The sequence below is a fragment of the Sediminibacterium soli genome, assembly GCF_009939225.1.
GTDB lineage: Bacteria > Bacteroidota > Bacteroidia > Chitinophagales > Chitinophagaceae > Sediminibacterium > Sediminibacterium soli.
In genome coordinates this window covers 249,382-266,697 of record NZ_JAACJR010000008.1, presented here as the reverse complement: position 1 = coordinate 266,697, position 17,316 = coordinate 249,382, and the positions used below count along the sequence as shown (strand labels likewise).

At 52.4% G+C, this 17,316-nt stretch carries 14 protein-coding genes and 1 tRNA gene; 10 read left to right on the top strand and 5 right to left on the bottom strand.

What is annotated here, in order from left to right:
- Positions 1-560: 560 nt before the first annotated feature.
- Positions 561-636: transfer RNA gene (locus GWC94_RS08370), tRNA-Lys, on the bottom strand.
- Between the two features lie 162 nt (positions 637-798).
- On the opposite strand from GWC94_RS08370, the gene GWC94_RS08365 reads away from it, so the two are divergent.
- The 5 genes from GWC94_RS08365 to GWC94_RS08345 all read left to right on the top strand — a co-directional run bounded on the left by GWC94_RS08365 (position 799) and on the right by GWC94_RS08345 (position 7,829).
- Positions 799-1,605 carry an SDR family oxidoreductase gene (locus GWC94_RS08365; RefSeq protein WP_161834594.1) on the top strand — a complete coding sequence of 269 codons (807 nt, stop codon included), beginning with the start codon at positions 799-801 and terminating at the stop codon, positions 1,603-1,605.
- 29 nt (positions 1,606-1,634) lie between these two features.
- The gene (locus GWC94_RS08360; protein ID WP_161834593.1) at positions 1,635-2,456 is read left to right on the top strand and encodes an SAM hydrolase/SAM-dependent halogenase family protein; all 822 of its coding nucleotides are present in this window, start codon (positions 1,635-1,637) and stop codon (positions 2,454-2,456) included.
- 220 nt (positions 2,457-2,676) lie between these two features.
- Positions 2,677-4,866: a beta strand repeat-containing protein gene (locus GWC94_RS08355; protein ID WP_161834592.1), complete on the top strand. Its 2,190-nt coding sequence runs from the start codon at positions 2,677-2,679 to the stop codon at positions 4,864-4,866.
- A gap of 199 nt (positions 4,867-5,065) precedes the next feature.
- On the top strand, positions 5,066-6,472 hold the full coding sequence (lpdA, locus tag GWC94_RS08350) for a dihydrolipoyl dehydrogenase (RefSeq protein ID WP_161834591.1): 1,407 nt from the start codon (positions 5,066-5,068) through the stop codon (positions 6,470-6,472).
- Between the two features lie 247 nt (positions 6,473-6,719).
- Positions 6,720-7,829, top strand: a complete 1,110-nt coding sequence (locus GWC94_RS08345) for a PAS domain-containing protein (protein ID WP_161834590.1) — start codon at positions 6,720-6,722, stop codon at positions 7,827-7,829.
- 3 nt (positions 7,830-7,832) lie between these two features.
- Here GWC94_RS08345 and GWC94_RS08340 read toward each other — a convergent pair whose 3' ends face one another.
- Positions 7,833-8,555, bottom strand: a complete 723-nt coding sequence (locus tag GWC94_RS08340; protein ID WP_161834589.1) for a DUF4197 domain-containing protein — start codon at positions 8,553-8,555, stop codon at positions 7,833-7,835.
- A gap of 160 nt (positions 8,556-8,715) precedes the next feature.
- Between GWC94_RS08340 and GWC94_RS08335 the strand changes: the two genes are divergently transcribed.
- The 5 genes from GWC94_RS08335 (at position 8,716) to GWC94_RS08315 (ending at position 15,523) form a co-directional block, all read left to right on the top strand.
- On the top strand, positions 8,716-10,302 hold the full coding sequence (locus GWC94_RS08335; protein WP_161834588.1) for a peptide chain release factor 3: 1,587 nt from the start codon (positions 8,716-8,718) through the stop codon (positions 10,300-10,302).
- Positions 10,303-10,393: 91 nt separating this feature from the next.
- A complete protein-coding gene (locus tag GWC94_RS08330; protein WP_161834587.1) occupies positions 10,394-11,365 on the top strand; it encodes a YpdA family putative bacillithiol disulfide reductase in 972 nt (323 codons plus the stop codon).
- Between the two features lie 388 nt (positions 11,366-11,753).
- Positions 11,754-13,070 carry a 30S ribosomal protein S12 methylthiotransferase RimO gene (rimO, locus tag GWC94_RS08325; RefSeq protein ID WP_161834586.1) on the top strand — a complete coding sequence of 439 codons (1,317 nt, stop codon included), beginning with the start codon at positions 11,754-11,756 and terminating at the stop codon, positions 13,068-13,070.
- 64 nt (positions 13,071-13,134) lie between these two features.
- Positions 13,135-14,052: a dihydrodipicolinate synthase family protein gene (locus GWC94_RS08320; protein ID WP_202628670.1), complete on the top strand. Its 918-nt coding sequence runs from the start codon at positions 13,135-13,137 to the stop codon at positions 14,050-14,052.
- A gap of 13 nt (positions 14,053-14,065) precedes the next feature.
- Positions 14,066-15,523, top strand: a complete 1,458-nt coding sequence (locus GWC94_RS08315; RefSeq protein ID WP_161834585.1) for an aldehyde dehydrogenase (NADP(+)) — start codon at positions 14,066-14,068, stop codon at positions 15,521-15,523.
- Positions 15,524-15,536: 13 nt separating this feature from the next.
- Here GWC94_RS08315 and GWC94_RS08310 read toward each other — a convergent pair whose 3' ends face one another.
- The 3 genes from GWC94_RS08310 to GWC94_RS08300 are packed head-to-tail and all read right to left on the bottom strand — an operon-like array spanning position 15,537 to position 17,315.
- Positions 15,537-16,127, bottom strand: a complete 591-nt coding sequence (locus tag GWC94_RS08310; protein WP_161834584.1) for a chemotaxis protein CheB — start codon at positions 16,125-16,127, stop codon at positions 15,537-15,539.
- A complete protein-coding gene (locus GWC94_RS08305) occupies positions 16,109-16,936 on the bottom strand; it encodes a CheR family methyltransferase (RefSeq protein ID WP_235918492.1) in 828 nt (275 codons plus the stop codon). The genes GWC94_RS08310 and GWC94_RS08305 overlap by 19 nt, the downstream gene beginning before the upstream one ends.
- Positions 16,937-16,940: 4 nt before the next feature.
- Positions 16,941-17,315: a response regulator gene (locus tag GWC94_RS08300; protein ID WP_161834583.1), complete on the bottom strand. Its 375-nt coding sequence runs from the start codon at positions 17,313-17,315 to the stop codon at positions 16,941-16,943.
- Position 17,316 lies beyond the last annotated feature (1 nt).

The following is a 17,316-nucleotide window of genomic DNA, read 5'->3' as shown; positions in this document are numbered from 1 at the left end:
TCGTTACAAAGCAAAAGACACGAACGATAAAATGTATGACGAGATCAAAAAATATGTTTGGCCGCTCTCAAGACTTGAAATGTGCAAAGACGTAATTACGTCAACATATAAGTCAAAAGAACGTGGAGAAAGAGATGAACAAAAAGATTTAAAGGTACAATTGCAGGAGGTAAACAACCGGGTTGTAAAAGCAAGAGAACTGCTTTTGTGCGGCGATATTGAAGGCGATGATTATCGGGCTATCAAATCTGAATGTGAGGAAAAGATCAATCGGCTGGAAGCAAAATTAAAGGCCGCTGTAAATTTCCAAACAACGGTAGAGCCTTTATGGAACAAGGCGTTTAGCAACATCGCACAGCTTGAAACATTGTATAGAGAAGGTACAGTAGAAGTAAAGCGAAAGATAGTTGGTTCGATGTTCCCTGAAAATCTCGTATTCGACGGTTGCCAACATCGAACCAAAAGATTGAATGAAGTCATCAACATTATATCCGTAATAGACAAGGAATTGAAGCCCAAAAAAAATGGGACAAGTCGTTTGAATTTTGACTTGTCCCATATGGTGATCCCGCTGGGACTCGAACCCAGGACCCATACATTAAAAGTGTATTGCTCTACCAACTGAGCTACGGAATCTGACCATTCCCGCACAGGGCCAGGGGCTTCTGTTTTGGGAGTGCAAAAATAGGCGAAATAAAAAACCAGCCAAATTTTTAAGCAAATAAATTATGGATTGGTACCCATTATGTTGATAACTGAGCGGCGAACTGTTTATTTTTGTCCGACAAATTATCCGGTATGGGCATGTTTGATAAAAAAGTGGTGGTGATTACGGGCGGATCTGATGGCATCGGCAAGGCATTGGTGGAGCTTTTTCTCCGCGAGGGCGCCAAAGTGGCCACCTGCGGCAGGAACTTCGATAAATTGTACCAGCTGCAGTCGAGTCATACCTCGCACCCGCTGATGATCCATACCGCCGATGTAAGCAAGGAGTCCGACTGCCGCAATTTCATCGATGCGGTGGTAAAGACCTTTGGTACGATAGACATACTGGTCAACAATGCCGGTATCTCCATGCGCTCGCTGGTGGCCGATGTGGAACTGGAAACCATCCGCAAAGTGATGGACATCAATTTCTGGGGCACCGTTTACTGCAGCAAATTCGCTTTGCCCTATATTACCCGGAACAAGGGCACCATCGTGGGGGTATCTTCTATTGCGGGTTACCGCGGTCTGCCGGGCCGCAGCGGGTATTCTGCCTCCAAGTTCGCGGTTAACGGATGGCTCGAAGCCCTGCGCACCGAACTGATCGAGACCGGCGTGAACGTGATGTGGGTTTGCCCGGGTTTCACCACCTCCAATATCCGCAATGCGGCGCTGAACAAAGACGGTATTGCCCAGGGCGAATCGCCTTTGGAAGAAGGCAAACTGATGAGCGCGGCAGAATGTGCGGAGCATATCGCACAGGCCATCATCAAACGCAAACGCACCATCGTACTTACCTCGCAGGGAAAGCAAACCGTCTTCATCAACCGCTTCTTTCCATCGGTGGCAGATAAGCTGGTCAGGAAATTTTTCTTTAAAAATGGGGAGCTGGTGAAATAACCTGCAGCGCCATACGTTTATTTTTCGGCATGCCTATCCTAACCCTGACAACAGACATAGGTCAACGGGATTATCTTGTTGGCGCTATCAAAGGCCAGTTCCTCAGCCTGTTGCCGGCATGGAGTATTGCGGATATCACGCACTACCTTTCCCAGACCAATTTTCCGCAGGCGGCGTATACCTGCAACAATGCTTTCCGGTATTTTCCGGCAGGCAGTTTTCACCTGGTGATCGTGAACCTGTTTGATACCGCCGTGCGTTACCTGCTGGTGGCGCGGTATAACGACCAGTATATTATCTGCCCGGATAACGGCATCCTCACCATGATCACCGGCGCCAAACCCGCAGAGATGGCTGCCATTGCGGTAGACAGGCGGAATACCCTGCTCGAGATCACACAGCTTGCCGCCAATGCCTCGGCGGCGATCACGCATACCGGTAATCTTTATGCTGCGGGCGAGTCGGTAAACAATATCGTTGAAAAATACCCGCTGCGGGCCACCATCGGTCCAAACTGGATGGAGGGACAGATACTGTTTATCGACAATTTCGAAAACGTGGTCATCAACATCACCAAACAGGAATTTGAAGAACAGCGCAACGGCAGGCGCTTTAAGATCGTATTCAAACGGAACGAGATCATCGATACCATCAGCGATAACTATACCTCCGTTTCGGAATCGGAAAAATTAGCCTGGTTCAATTCCGCGGGATACCTCGAGATTGCCCTGCGCAACGGAAATATGGCCGGTCTGTTCGGTCTGCAGGGTTTTAACGAACACATGCAGCAGGCGGGCGCGGCCATGGACAATAAATGGTTTTACCAGACCGTACGTATTTTCTTTGAATAGCCCCACCCTGCTTCAGGGCCGTTACAACAACGGGCCATTTTCAAAAAGCCCCCCAGACAACCCGTTTTTACAGCCTGTGGCGATTCTAAGCCTATTCTAATTTCTGCCTTATTCTGGGCTAATCCCGACAAAGCATCTTGCAGTTTCTCGTGTCTGGTTTTGGCGATCCGGAAGATCGTCATCCATAAAATCCAATATCCTTTATTAACCTCTACAGGATATGTACGCTACCAGGGATTCCGTTTCGTTTGTTTTCTTTAAAAAATACCGCATCGCCGTATGGCTGGTATGCCTGATGGGCTGTCTGCAGGGCATGCAGGGATATGCCGCCACACGCACTTCCACCGCTGCCGGCGGCAACTGGGGAACCACCACTACCTGGGTGGGCGGTATAATACCCCTGGCAACAGACAATGTCATCATCGCCACCACCGGTTTGGGTAAGGTAACGGTGAATTCCATTGCCCGCACCTGCACGGGGGTAACGATTAGTGCCGGCGCCACGCTGGAATGCACCACCATCGCGCTTACGGTAAATGGTCCCTGGGTAAACAACGGCTCCTTCACCAAGGGAACGGCCACCGTTACTTTCGGTACGGCAAACGCAGCCATCAGCGGCGGTGCCAGCATCACCGCTTTCAATAACCTGGCCCTGACAAGCGGCGCCAGTCTGGCGATCAGCGATACGGTTACGGTATCGGGTAACTTCACCATTCCGGTTGCGGCGGCTGTTACGCGCGTACTTATCGCGTCAACGGGTTCGCTGGCTGTAACCGGCGCGGTAACGATGGCAAGACCCAATGCCGGCTTTACCAGCACCATTTCAGTGGGCGACGGCAGTTTCTCTGCCGGATCGCTTACCATGAGCGCCACCACGGCCACACGTAACGACAGTCTTACCATCGGCAACGGCTCCGCCACCATCGCCGGCAATATCACCCACGGCACCACGGGCTGTGTGTTCCGGTTCTACGGCTCGGGCTCGCTGGCCATCGGCGGCACGCTCAGCGGCACCACCGTGGGTTTTACCGCGGGTGCGGGCACCGTAAACTTTAACGGGGCGGCCGCGCAGACAGCCTGGGCCGTTACCTATAACGACCTTACCCTGTCGGGCGCCGGCGTCAAAACGGTGACCGGCGCTACGGTAAACGGCACATTGTCTAGGCAGGGCACCTCAACCGTAACAGGCACGCCAACCTATGGCGCTTCTGCCGCGCTGGAGTACAAAGGCGATATTGCCCAAACCACGGGCACTGAATTTCCGGCAACCTGGGCGGGCGCCGGCGGCATACTGATCGACAATGTAAACGGCGTTAAGATGAACGCGGCCAAAAATATAGGCACAAGACAGCTGCAGATCGGTTCACAGGTTGCCAGCAGCCTGTTCAGCGATGGCGGTTTCCAGTTAACGGCAACGGGAACCATCAACCTTGTATCCGGAATTTTTCAACTGGGATCTGCCACTGTGGCCACCGGCTACCCGGCATTCGGCACCAACAGTTTTGCAGCAGGCACAACGGTTGAGTATGCGGCCGGCGTTGCACAAACGGTATCCGTAACGCCCACCTATAAAAACCTTTCTTTCTCCGGTAACGGCAATAAAACAGTGGCTGCGGGTACGGTGTCGGTCAGCGGCAACTGGGATATCACGGGCGGCACCGCTTTACTTTCCGTGAACAATGCCGGTGCAAACATCGCAGGCAATATTACAGGCACCGGTGCGGTAACCATGGGCTCGGACACCATCAGTCTGCAGGGTGGCTGGACCAACAGCGGAACCTTTACCCCCGGAACCGGTACCGTTAATTACAACCTGGCTTCGGGCGGACAAACCGTTGGGGCAATGACTTATTATACGCTTGCCATGGGCAATACCAGCGGCGTACAGACAGCCTCAGGCAATATCACGGCCACCAATCTGACCTCCGTTGCGGGCAGCAGCCTGGATATGGGGATCAATACCCTTGCGGTAACCAACACTGCCACCGGTCACGCGGGCCGGTTGCTGACGCAGAACACATCGGCAACACCCATCTCTGTCGCCAAAACCTGGGGTGGCACCGTTCTGTACAACAGCGCATCCCCGCAGACCATTGTACACGGGGATTATACCGACCTGGACGGCAGCGGCGGCGCAAGAACCCTGAGCGCTCTGGGCATCATTGGCATTGCCGGACTGTTTACCCCCGGTGCAGGGGCCTATACGGTTACCGGCAGCACCGTTAACTTCAACGGTTCGGGTACACAGGATATTCCTGCCTTTACCTTCGGCAACCTGGTGATCAGCAATGGAGGAACCAAGCGCATACTGGGCAATATCGTAGTGGGTTGCAGCAGCGTAAGCATGCAGGGCAGCGCCTCCTTACAGATCAACGCCAGCAATGCGGGTAAACTCAATATCGTACCCTGATTAGGGAATCCTTCATATGGTGAAGACGATAGGAGCGGGAAGATCCGATAGTCTAACCAGCGGCCTGTCAAACCGGCGATTCACTGCTGGCGATTTACCCGGCACCGCCCCCAATCTGTTTTTTCCGTTTGCCCAATAGCCAGTATTTTTGCCTCCGCAAATTGATTTCCAATCATCTCAATTCAATCAATTCCCTATTATGGCTTACGACGTAATTGTACTTGGCAGTGGTCCCGGTGGTTACCCCGCGGCAATCCGCGCTTCCCAGCTGGGTTTTAAAGTAGCGATCATCGAAAAAGAAAGCCTGGGCGGTATCTGTCTCAACTGGGGCTGTATCCCAACCAAGGCCCTGCTCAAAAGTGCGCAGGTATACGAATACATGAAACACAGCGCCAACTACGGTATCAACGCAACCGGTGTGGAAGCCGATTTTTCCGCGGTGATCAAACGCAGCCGCGGCGTAGCCGATAAAATGAGCAAGGGTATCCAGTTCCTGATGAAGAAGAACAAGATCGATGTGGTGATGGGTTATGGAAAGATCAAGGCAAAAGGACAGGTGGAAGTTACCGCCGCCGACGGAAGCAAACAGGCAGTGGAAGGAAAATACATCATCATCGCCACGGGCGCCCGCAGCAAGGAACTGCCCAACCTGAAACAGGACGGCAAAAAAGTGATCGGCTACCGCGAGGCGATGGTACTGCCCGAAAGACCCAACAGCATGATCGTGGTGGGCAGCGGTGCGATAGGCGTGGAGTTCGCCTATGTGTATGCCAGCATGGGCACCAAGGTAACCATCGTGGAATTCCTGCCGCGTATTGTGCCGGTGGAAGACGAGGATATTTCCAAAGAACTCGAAAAACAATACAAGAAATTCGGTATTGAAGTGCTTACCAACGCTTCTGTTGAATCCGTGGATACCAGCGGCAGCGGGGTAAAAGCAACCGTGAAAAAACAGGACGGCACCGTAACGCTCGAGGCGGATGTGGTGCTGAGCGCCGTGGGCGTGGTAGCCAATATCGAGAACATCGGTCTGGAAGAAATGGGTGTCAAAACAGAAAAAGGGAAAGTGGTGGTTGACAAATACTACCAGACATCCGTTCCCGGTTTTTACGCGATCGGCGACTGTGCGCCCGGCCAGGCCCTGGCGCATGTGGCTTCTAAAGAGGGTATTTCGGCTGCGGAACATATCGGCTATAACGAAAAGAAATTCCAGCACCTGCCCGAGGCGATGGATTACAACAATATACCCGGCTGTACCTACTGCACACCCGAGATAGCCAGCGTAGGCTATACCGAAAAAGCCGCCAAAGACGCAGGTTATGAAGTTAAAGTGGGTAAATTCCCCTTTGTAGCCAGCGGTAAAGCCACGGCAGCGGGCGCAACAGAAGGGTTTGTAAAAGTGATCTACGACGCCAAATACGGCGAATTGCTTGGCGCACACATGATCGGTACCAATGTTACCGAAATGATCGCCGAAGCAGTGGTGGCCCGTAAACTCGAAACCACCGGCCACGAAATACTCAACGCAAGTCACCCGCACCCGACCATGAGCGAGGCTATGAAAGAAGCCACCGCTGTTGCTTACGGAGAAGCGACAGATATTTAATGATCGATCAACCTGTTGCAAAAGGCCGCGGATGCGGTCTTTTGTTTTTTGGGGGAGGGAGGGGAACAGGGGAGCAAGGAACAAGGAACAGAAGAACCTGTCTGCCGACAGGCAGGCAAGGAACAAGGAATAATGAATGTCGAATACAGGAATGGAGGGGGAAGGAGCAGAAGATGAGAGAAGGAACGGATAGACCGGGAAGATGTATTTCTGGAATTTCCCTATATTTCCTGCTGATAATGTTGTTATGTCAGAACAGCAACCAAAACCTAACACTGCAGCCGCCGATTTATTCGGCAATGAACAGTTTCGTTTATTGATCAATCATTTACCCGGGGCTATCTATCGCTGCTCGGGCGACGAATGGCTGACGCTTGAATTTTTCAGTGATGAAATAGAGAACCTTACCGGATATCCTGTGGCCTATTTTCTCAGCGACAGGCGCCAGGGCTACCTGAACATCGTTCATCCCGAAGACCGCCCCGCACTGATCCGCCGGATGCGCGATGCGCTGGCGCACAAAGAGCGCTTTGAATTTGAATACCGCATCGTACGACAGGATGGTACGCTGCGCTGGGTGTCGGAGCGCGCGCAGGGTATTTACGAAGAGGGAAAACAGATCCGGTATGTAGACGGCTGTATCTTCGATATCACCCACCACCGCCGCATAGCCGAAGCGCTGGAGAAAAGCGAAGGACAGATACGTTTGCTTTCAGATCACCGCAACCTCTCACAGGTACAGCAGGAAGAACTGCTGCAGCGTTTATCGCTGGCCACCGATTCTGCATCGATAGGGATATGGGAGATAGACCTGGTGACCGGCCAGGTGATATGGGATAAGCGCATGTTCCATATGTACGGTTACCCCGACGGAACGGATATCAGCCTGTACCAGGTGTTTAACAATGCCGTGCATCCCGAGGATACGCCAAGGATGATCTCGATCATACAGGACCTGATGTCGGGACTGCGCGAGATCAACGGCGCCATCTATCGCATCATCCTGCCCGGCGGGCAGATCCGTTATATCGATTCGCATGCCATTATCAAACGCTCGGAAGCGGGCAAGCCGCTGAGCCTGATCGGCACCAACCGCGATGTAACGGAAGATATTGTCAGCCACGAAAAAATCAAAAAACAGAATACACTGCTGCGCGATATCGCTTTCCGCCAGTCGCACCAGGTGCGCAGACCGCTGGCCAATATACTGGCAGTGCTGGAAGTGCTGCGCAACAGCGGCTCGGTAGGCGACCTGGAACTGTTTCATCACCTCGAGGAAAGCGCCGGCGAACTCGATCAGGAGATCCGCAGCATCGTGGAAAGAACCCATTCCATCGACGACGAGCCGTTTCGCTGACCGCTATTTGGCAAATACTTTTTTGAGCATATCGCTGGTCCTGGCAACAGGATTCTCGCGGATATTCTTTTCTTCAGCAGCCACCTGTACAAAAATGCCGTTCAGGGCTTTTTCCGTAACATAAGCGGTGAGATCGGGATTGATCTTCTGCAGGCTGAAACGGTTATAGGTTGTCATCAGTGTATTCCAGTAACGGGTGGCATCCACTTTGGTGAGCGACTGTTCGATAACCGGCCGGAAAGCGCTGGTCAACTCGGTATGGGTGCCGGTTCGCAGGTAGGCCGTGGCGGCGGTATCGCTTCCCCTGAGTATGCCCAGCGCGTCTTTGAAGCTCATCTGTTTTACGGCGTTGATGAAAATGGGTGCCGCGCTTTTGCAGGCATCTTCGGCTGCACGGTTCATACTGAGGATGGCATCGTCGGCCTGTTTGCCCAAACCGGCTGCACGCAGGGCGCTCTCCACTTTCTTGGCTTCTGCCGGCAGCAGGATCTTCAGCGCTGCGTTGGCAAAAAAGCCGTCCGCCTGCGAAAGCGCCGCAGCGCCTTTGGCAGACCCGGTGGCGAGGGCCTCTTTCAGCCCGGCAACAATATCCTCATTGCTTAAGCCCGCGGCGGCGGTTTTACCGTTAATGGTTTCCCTTGCTTTGTTCAGCAGGCCTTTTAATCCCTGCGCCTGCGTTTGTCCTGAAAGGAACAATATGGCAGCGACCGCGATCAGTTTTTTCATAGTAAATAATGACTCCTGCCCCAAAAATACCCCAATACCCCCAGGCAGCCTGTGAAAGATTTGTGATAATCCCCGGGAGGTGAGGCGTGAGTTGACTCACGACTGACCTCTCACGACGCATGTCTGACGTTTCCCGTTTCCTTACCTTTGCCGCCGCATTATGAAATACGAAAAAGAGATCCACAGGCGCAGAACATTTGCCATCATTTCGCACCCGGATGCCGGTAAGACCACCCTTACGGAGAAACTGCTGCTGTTCGGCGGCGCGATACAGGTGGCGGGTGCTGTAAAAAGCAATAAGATCAAGAAGCATGCAACAAGCGATTTTATGGAGATCGAACGGCAGCGCGGTATCTCCGTGGCCACATCGGTAATGACCTTCGAATACCGGAATATCCTGATCAACCTGCTCGATACACCCGGTCACAAAGACTTTGCGGAAGACACGTACCGCACGCTTACGGCGGTTGACAGTGTTATTCTTGTGATAGACAGCGTAAACGGGGTGGAAGAACAGACAAGAAGACTGATGGAGGTATGCCGTATGCGTGATACCCCCGTGATCGTTTTCATCAATAAAATGGACCGTGACGGCAAGAACCGTTTTGACCTGCTGGAAGAGATCGAGAAAGAGCTGGGTATTTCGCTGCATCCCATGACATGGCCCATCAACAGCGGTAAGGATTTTAAAGGCGTGTATAACCTTGACGACAAAAGCCTTCGTCTGTTTACGGCCAGCACCAGGGCGGATGAGGAGGATGTGATCGGCATACGGGATCTGTCTGAGTCCCTGCTCGACGAGAAAGTAGGGGAGAGAGACGCCGCGCAACTGCGGGAGGATGCGGAACTGATCGAAGGTGTTTACGGAGACCTTGATACCGTTGCCTATCTCGAAGGAAAAATAGCGCCGGTATTCTTTGGCAGCGCGGTAAACAATTTTGGGGTAAAGGAAATGCTGGATACGTTTATCCGCATCGCACCCATACCGCGCAGCCGCGAAACATCCAAACGCGCGGTAAGTGTGGAGGAAGACGGGTTCAGCGGTTTTGTTTTCAAGATACATGCCAACCTGGATCCCAAGCACCGCGACCGTATTGCGTTTATGCGTGTATGCAGCGGCAGGTTTGAGCGGAATAAATATTATCACCATGTGCGGCTGGACAAGGATATGCGCTTCAGCAACCCGTACAGTTTTATGGCGCGCAGCAAAGATATCATTGAAGACGCCTATGCGGGTGATGTGGTGGGTCTGTTCGACACCGGTAATTTCAAGATCGGCGATACGCTGACCGAAGGAGAGGATTTTTATTTCACCGGTATCCCCACTTTCTCTCCCGAGATATTCAAGGAGCTGGTGAACAAAGACCCCATGAAAACAAAACAGCTCGAAAAAGGGGTGAGCCAGTTAACCGACGAGGGCGTAGCGCAGTTGTTTACGCAGTTCGGGGGCAACAAAAAGATCATTGGCTGCGTTGGCGAACTGCAGTTTGAGGTAATACAGTACCGGCTGCTGCAGGAATACGGCGCCGCCTGCGAATTCCGCGCCCTGCCTTTTTACAAAGCCTGCTGGCTGACCAGCAGGGACCAGAAAAAGCTGGACGATTTTCTCCGTTTCAAACAGCAGAACTCAGCCGAAGACAAAGACGGCCATCCCGTATACCTTGCCCAAAGCGAATGGTTCCTCAATACCGAGATATCCAATAACCCCGATATTGTGTTCCATTTTTCCAGCGAAATTCATAAATAAGGAACGGGCGCCTGTATTGGTTGAATGAAGTGTGTTGACGCAACCGAACAGTCGGCCCGGTCTTCGAATCAGGAAATAAAGTCAATCCCGCATGTTTCATTACGATACCATCATTATCGGAGCAGGTCCCATAGGACTGGCCTGTGCACTGGAAGCAAAAAACAGGGGACTGCGTTACCTGGTGCTGGAAAAAGGTTGCCTGGTGAACTCGCTGTACCATTACCCGGTTAACATGACTTTTTTTTCCACCTCTGAACGACTGGAGATCGGCGGCGTGCCTTTTGTGAGCAATAATGCAAAACCCAACCGCAACGAAGCGCTCGAATATTACCGCAGGGTGGCCGTGGCGGCGCAGCTGGATATTCACCTGTTCGAAAAGGTATTGCATATAGCGCAGCCTGAAAATGGCTTCCGCGTGGAAACGGCGAAAGGGCATGCTTACCAGACCCGCAGCGCAGTGATCGCCACGGGGTTTTATGATTTGCCCTATCTGCTTAATGTGCCCGGCGAAACACTGGATAAGGTAACGCACTACTATAACGATCCGCATTTTTACGCATTTCAGAAAGTGATCGTGATCGGCGCCAATAATTCGGCCGTGGATGCGGCGCTGGAAACCTGGCGCAAAGGAGCCGAGGTAAGCATGGTGATCCGGGAGGGAGAAATCGGCAAACGTGTGAAGTACTGGGTACGTCCCGATATCATCAACCGCATCGAAGAAGGTTCTGTCAAAGCCTATTTTCATTCGATGGTCAGGGAGATACGCGAAAAGGAAGTGGTGATCCAGACACCCGATGGTGAGCGGACACTGCAAAACGACCGCGTGATCGCGGCCACCGGCTACCAGCCCGATCTTTCCTTCCTGCAAAAAATTGGGATCCGTCTCTCGCCCGATGCCATCCGCACACCGCTATACAACCCCGATACACACGAAACCAATATTCCCGGCATCTACCTCGCCGGCGTTATCTGCGGGGGTATGAACACCCACAGCCTCTTCATCGAAAACTCCCGGGACCACGCGGTAAAGATCATGCAGCATGTAGCGGGGGGACAGGATTAACCGGCCGAAAAGGAATTCGGAATCCAGAATAACCAACCGGCCCGTCAGTAATCAATCAAAGCTCATTTGGCTGATTTTCAATCATTTTAATGGTATATCTTCTAATTGCATTCAATGCTAAATCGATAATTCTCCACGAGCAACCCTCCGAAACCAATTGGCAATCAAATCAATCTTATTTGATTGATTTTCAAATATTAACAATATTTATCTTCTGATTATTTTGAATAAATAAAAGCTGCGCAACAATTAATTCAAATGCATTCAATTGATTTTCATAATATAGTAACATTTACCTTCCAATCATTCTCAATCACCAATCGGCAATCCCCAAATCGGCAATCCCGCAATCCTCCATTCCCCTCATATGCCTACCTTTGCGGCCTCTATGAAATCGAAGACGTTACGGAAAGACAAGGTGAACATCATTACGCTCGGATGCAGTAAGAACCTGGTGGACAGTGAAGTGCTGAGCGGGCAGCTGGCTGCAAATGATATTGCCGTGGTGCATGAGAATGCCAGACTTGATCATAATATTTCGGTGGTGAACACCTGCGGGTTTATCGATAAGGCAAAAGAAGAGAGCATCAACACCATCCTGGACCAGCTGGAACTGAAAAGAAGGGGTAAGCTGGACAAGGTATACGTAACCGGCTGTCTCAGCGAACGCTACCGTTCCGATCTCGAAAAAGAAATGCCGGAAGTGGATGCCTGGTTTGGTACGCTGGAACTGCCGCTGATACTGCAGCAGTTCAACGCCGATTATAAAACCGAATTGCTGGGCGAACGTTTGCTGAGCACGCCCAAACACTATGCATACCTCAAGATCAGCGAAGGGTGTAACCGCACCTGTTCGTTCTGCGCCATTCCGCTGATGCGCGGGCAGCACATCAGCAAACCGGTGGAACAGCTGGTTGCCGAAGCCGAGGCGCTGGTGAAAAAAGGGGTGAAAGAAGTGATGCTGATCGCGCAGGAGCTGACCTACTACGGACTGGATATTTATAAGAAAAGAGAATTGCCGCGCCTGCTGCATGCACTGGCCGATGTAAAAGGACTGGAATGGATACGCCTGCATTATGCCTATCCCAGCAAATTTCCGCTGGAAGTGCTCGATGTAATGCGCGAACGCGATACTATCTGCAAATACCTCGATATACCACTGCAGCATGCCAGCAACAACATGCTCAAAGCCATGCACCGCAATATTACCCGGGAGGAAATGACCGAACTGATCCATACCATCCGCGAAAAAGTGCCGGGTATCTGTCTGCGCACCACCCTGATCGCCGGTTTCCCCGGCGAAACGGAACAGGATGTGGAAGAGCTCAAAGCCTTCCTGCAGGAGCATCGGTTCGACAGGGTGGGTATCTTCAATTACAGTCACGAAGAGAACACATCTGCCTACGAGCTGGAAGACAATGTTCCCGCAGAAGAAAAAGCCCTGCGTGCACAGGAGATCATGGAAGTGCAGCAGGAGATCAGCTACGAGAAAAATCTCGAAAAAGTGGGCCGGGTATTCAGGGTGATCATCGACAAAAAAGAAGCCGGCCGTTACCTTGGCCGCACCGAATTCGACAGCGTGGAGGTAGACAACGAAGTGGTGATCCACTCCGCTAAAAAACTACCCATCGGCGAATTCGTTAACGTAAAGATCACAAAAGCCTACGATTACGACCTGGAAGGCGAATTGGCGGAGGAGCAGTAGCACAACGGTGCAGGGCAACCGCAACGTTTGCGTTTGGTTATCTTCGCGCTTCAAAATAATGCACATGATCCACTGGAAAGGCGTTTACCCTGCCATTACCACCAAGTTCACCCCCGACGACCAGCTCGATATCCCGCTTTTTGAAAAGAACCTCCGTGCCCAGCTCGATGCCGGTGTGGCCGGCATCATCCTCGGCGGCACCCTCGGAGAAGCCAGCGTGCTTACCACCGGCGAAAAAGAACAGCTGGTGCGGTTTACCGTAAACAATGTGGCCGGTAAAGTGCCGGTGATCCTCAATATCGCCGAAGGCAGTACCAGCGAAGCCCTGCAGCAGGCACAATACGCAAAAGCATGGGGCGCCCAGGGTATCATGCTGCTGCCGCCCATGCGGTACAAGGCAGACCACCGCGAAGTGGTTACGTATTTCAAAACCATCGCCGGTTCCACAGACCTGCCCGTGATGATCTATAACAACCCCGTTGATTACAGGATTGATGTAACGCCTGATATGTTTGATGAATTACAGGTATGCGCCAATATCCAGGCCATCAAGGAATCTACCCGCGATGTAACCAATATCACCCGGCTGCGCAACCGTTTTGGCAGCAGGTATAAAATTCTCTGCGGTGTGGATACGCTTACCGTGGAAGAACTGGTGCTGGGCGCTGACGGACTGGTTGCGGGACTGGTTTGCGCTTTCCCGAGGGAAACTGTGGCCATCCACCGGCTTGTCAAAGCCGGACGCATAGCAGAAGCCATCGATATTTACCGCTGGTTTATGCCTTTGCTGGAAATGGATATCCATCCCAAACTGGTGCAGTACATCAAACTGGCCGAGCAGCAGGAAGGCATCGGATCGGAATATGTGCGTGCACCGCGACTGACGCTGATCGGCGAAGAAAGGGAACGCATTTTGCAGATAATAGAAACAGGGATTGCCGGCAGACCCGTGCTGCCCGAATACCTGCACCTGGAAGACTAAACACCGAACCCCTATGCAAACAATAGACGATACCATGCAGCGGTCATTGCGCGCCTTTGATGACTACCGTATAACCACCCCGCAGGCAAGAGCCGTTTTCCTGGAAACGATCGCCGCCAATATCGAGGCCCTGGGTGATGCGCTGATAGAACAGGCATCGAAAGAAACCAACCTGCCCGCTGCCCGTTTAACGGGCGAAAGAGGCAGGACCACCATGCAGCTCCGTATGTTTGCAGAGATGCTGCGCGAGGGCAGTTGGGTGGAAGCATCTGTTGATACGGCTATACCGGATAAAAATCCAGCCAAACCCGATCTGCGCAAAATGCTGGTGCCGCTGGGACCCGTGGTGGTATTCGGCGCAAGCAATTTTCCGTTTGCCTATTCCACTGCAGGCGGTGATACGGCCAGTGCATTGGCTGCGGGCTGCCCGGTGGTGGTAAAAGCGCATCCGGCGCACCTGCAGACATCCGTTATGGTTGCCGGTGCCATTGCCCGCGCGATCGAAACCTGCGGCATGCCCAAAGATGTTTTTGGCCATGTGACCGATGGTTCTTTTGAATCAGGCAAATACCTGGTAGAGCATGCAGCCACTGCGGCGGTTGGTTTTACCGGCTCTTTCAAAGGAGGAAAGGCGCTGTACGATTATGCCGCGGCAAGAAAGAACCCGATACCGGTCTTTTCCGAAATGGGCAGCACCAATCCGGTGCTGTTCCTTCCCGATACCATCCGGCAAAACGGCCAGGCGCTGGCCCGGCAATACGCCGCTTCGATCACTTTGGGAATGGGACAGTTCTGTACCAATCCCGGTCTGCTGATCGCCATGCAGGGAGAAGGGCTCTCCGTTTTTTTACAATCTCTCGAAACGGAGATCGCGGCTGTTGTGCCGGCAAAAATGCTGCATGAAGGCATCCACAAAGCCTATTATGAAAAGATGGAAGCGGCGTTGAAGGAAAAAGGAGTGAGCCTTGTTTCACGGTCCTCGCGCCAGCCCGAAACAATGGAGGCATTGCCGGCCGTTGCCACCGTTGCCGCAAAAACATTCCTGAACGATCCGCTGTTGCACGAAGAAGTGTTTGGTCCGTATTCCCTGCTGGTGCAGTGTGCGGGTATTGAAGAAATGAAAGCTGTCTGGAAATCGCTGGCCGGCCAATTAACCACTACGCTGATGGGTACGGATACGGATTTTTCGGAGCACCGGTCCCTGCTTGATCTGGCGCCATCCATTGCAGGCCGCATCGTTTTCAACGGTGTGCCTACCGGAGTGGAAGTTTGTCCCAGTATGGTGCACGGAGGCCCGTTCCCGGCCTGTACAGACAGCCGCTTTACGGCAGTAGGCAACGGCGCGGTAAAAAGATGGGTGAGACCTGTCTGCTACCAGAATTGTCCCGACTCAATGCTGCCCGACGCTTTAAAAGACGCCAACCCGCTTGGCATCTGGCGATTGTTCAACAATACGGTGGGGAAGAGATAGGGACGCTCCGATACTACCCGTTTTTCAGCAGGTCGTTGATGAATTTCCCCAGCTGCTCCGCATCCACGATATGATCTACGGCCACCTGCCGGATCGCCTGTTCGGGCATATAGGAAACTTCTGCGGAGAGCGGATTTTGCACGATGCATATACCTCCCAGTTCCTTTGTTCTTTGCATACCCGCCGCACCGTCGGCATTGGCGCCGGAGAGCAATACGGCGGTAAGGTTTTCACGGTAGGTTTCTGCCGCAGACTCAAAAGTTACGTCGATGCTCGGGCGGCTGTAATTCACTTTTTCAGAGTCGTCGAGTGAAAGGGTATGGTCTTTTTCAACCAGCAGGTGGTAATCTGAGGGCACCAGGTATACATACCCGGGAATTACGGGTTCTTTTTCTTCGGCTTCCTTTACCACCCAGTCTGTTTTGGTGCCGAGTATATTGCCCAGCAGGGAATCCTGCTGCGAGCGCCGGTGAATAACGATGATCACGGCATAACCGAGCTGTTTGTCCAGCCCGGGCAATAGGCGGATAATCACATCCAGACTGCCCGCAGAGCCGCCGATGGCCACCACTCGCTTTGCCGTTATCAGTACATTTTCCGCCATATCTTTTCCCTTCCGTTTACCGGTTGATAATTTTTGCCAATGGGTGAGAATGTAAGATGCTCCTTGGCGCCGAGCGCCAGAAAGCCCAGTGTTTCCAGGCTTTCGTCAAACAGGCCAAGCACTTTGTCCTGCAGCGGTTTGTCAAAATAGATCAGCACATTCCTGCAGAAGATCAGCTGGAACTCATTGAACGAGCGGTCCGATACCAGGTTATGCGTGGAAACGATCATTTTGCTGTTGAGCGATTCGTTGAATTTTGCCAGGTTGTATTTGGCGGTATAGTATTTAGAGAAATCGCCGGTGCCGCCGGATTCGATATAGTTCTCCGAGTATTGCCGCATCTGCGCAATAGGGAAGATGCCCGACTGCAGTTTCTGCAGTACCCCCGGGTTGATATCGGTGGCATACAGCAGGGATTTGTGCAGCAGGTTGGCTTCTTCGAGCAGGATGGCCATCGAATACACTTCTTCACCGGTACTGCATCCTGCATGCCAGATACGGACAAAAGGGTGGGTGGCCAGTACCGGCAGCACCTGTTTGCGAAGCACCCGGTAAAAAGAGGGGTCGCGGAACATCTCGGTCACATTTACGGTGATCTCTTCCACAAAACGCTGCAGGTAGGCTTCGTTGCTGAGCAGGTGATGCCTGAACTCGGCAAAAGAAGGGAACCTGTCGATCGATACCAGCCGGTCGATCCTGCGTTTCATAGAGGCTTCGGAATAGCCGAGAAAATCATAGCCGTATTTCTGCATCACATCGTTCAGCAGCAATTGCAGTTCATCGTCCTGTATGTGCAGGTTTTTTTCCAATCGGTTATTTTATATGCGTTGCCAGCAGGGGCAGCAGCTCGTCTATGTTTACGGGTTTGGACAGGTACCCGTCGGCGCCTGCCCGCAGACATTTTTCCCTGTCGCCCGCCATTGCCTGTGCGGTTACGGCAATAACCGGGATGGAAGCCGACCGCTCCTGCTGTTTTAAATGCGGCAGGCCTTGATATCCATCCATATCGGGCATCATCATATCGAGCAGGATAGCGCGGATGCCGGTTTCCTGCCGCAGTATGGCAAATGCATCTTTCATACCCGTTGCAGACAAACAATCATACCCGCGTGAACGCAGTACCGCGGCCAGCGCAAATATGTTCCGCGCGTCATCGTCCACGATCAGTATTTTCTTTCTGTCGGCCATG

What these genes read in the sequence shown, in the direction of transcription:
- GWC94_RS08365 (WP_161834594.1), top strand. Translation starts at nt 799, where the DNA reads ATGGGCATGTTTGATAAAAAAGTGGTGGTGATTACGGGCGGATCTGAT.
- GWC94_RS08320 (WP_202628670.1), top strand. Translation starts at nt 13,135, where the DNA reads ATGATCCACTGGAAAGGCGTTTACCCTGCCATTACCACCAAGTTCACC.
- GWC94_RS08300 (WP_161834583.1), bottom strand. Translation starts at nt 17,315, where the DNA reads ATGGCCGACAGAAAGAAAATACTGATCGTGGACGATGACGCGCGGAAC.
- rimO (WP_161834586.1), top strand. Translation starts at nt 11,754, where the DNA reads ATGAAATCGAAGACGTTACGGAAAGACAAGGTGAACATCATTACGCTC.
- GWC94_RS08315 (WP_161834585.1), top strand. Translation starts at nt 14,066, where the DNA reads ATGCAAACAATAGACGATACCATGCAGCGGTCATTGCGCGCCTTTGAT.
- GWC94_RS08335 (WP_161834588.1), top strand. Translation starts at nt 8,716, where the DNA reads ATGAAATACGAAAAAGAGATCCACAGGCGCAGAACATTTGCCATCATT.
- GWC94_RS08330 (WP_161834587.1), top strand. Translation starts at nt 10,394, where the DNA reads ATGTTTCATTACGATACCATCATTATCGGAGCAGGTCCCATAGGACTG.
- GWC94_RS08310 (WP_161834584.1), bottom strand. Translation starts at nt 16,127, where the DNA reads ATGGCGGAAAATGTACTGATAACGGCAAAGCGAGTGGTGGCCATCGGC.
- GWC94_RS08355 (WP_161834592.1), top strand. Translation starts at nt 2,677, where the DNA reads ATGTACGCTACCAGGGATTCCGTTTCGTTTGTTTTCTTTAAAAAATAC.
- GWC94_RS08340 (WP_161834589.1), bottom strand. Translation starts at nt 8,555, where the DNA reads ATGAAAAAACTGATCGCGGTCGCTGCCATATTGTTCCTTTCAGGACAA.
- GWC94_RS08360 (WP_161834593.1), top strand. Translation starts at nt 1,635, where the DNA reads ATGCCTATCCTAACCCTGACAACAGACATAGGTCAACGGGATTATCTT.
- lpdA (WP_161834591.1), top strand. Translation starts at nt 5,066, where the DNA reads ATGGCTTACGACGTAATTGTACTTGGCAGTGGTCCCGGTGGTTACCCC.
- GWC94_RS08345 (WP_161834590.1), top strand. Translation starts at nt 6,720, where the DNA reads ATGTCAGAACAGCAACCAAAACCTAACACTGCAGCCGCCGATTTATTC.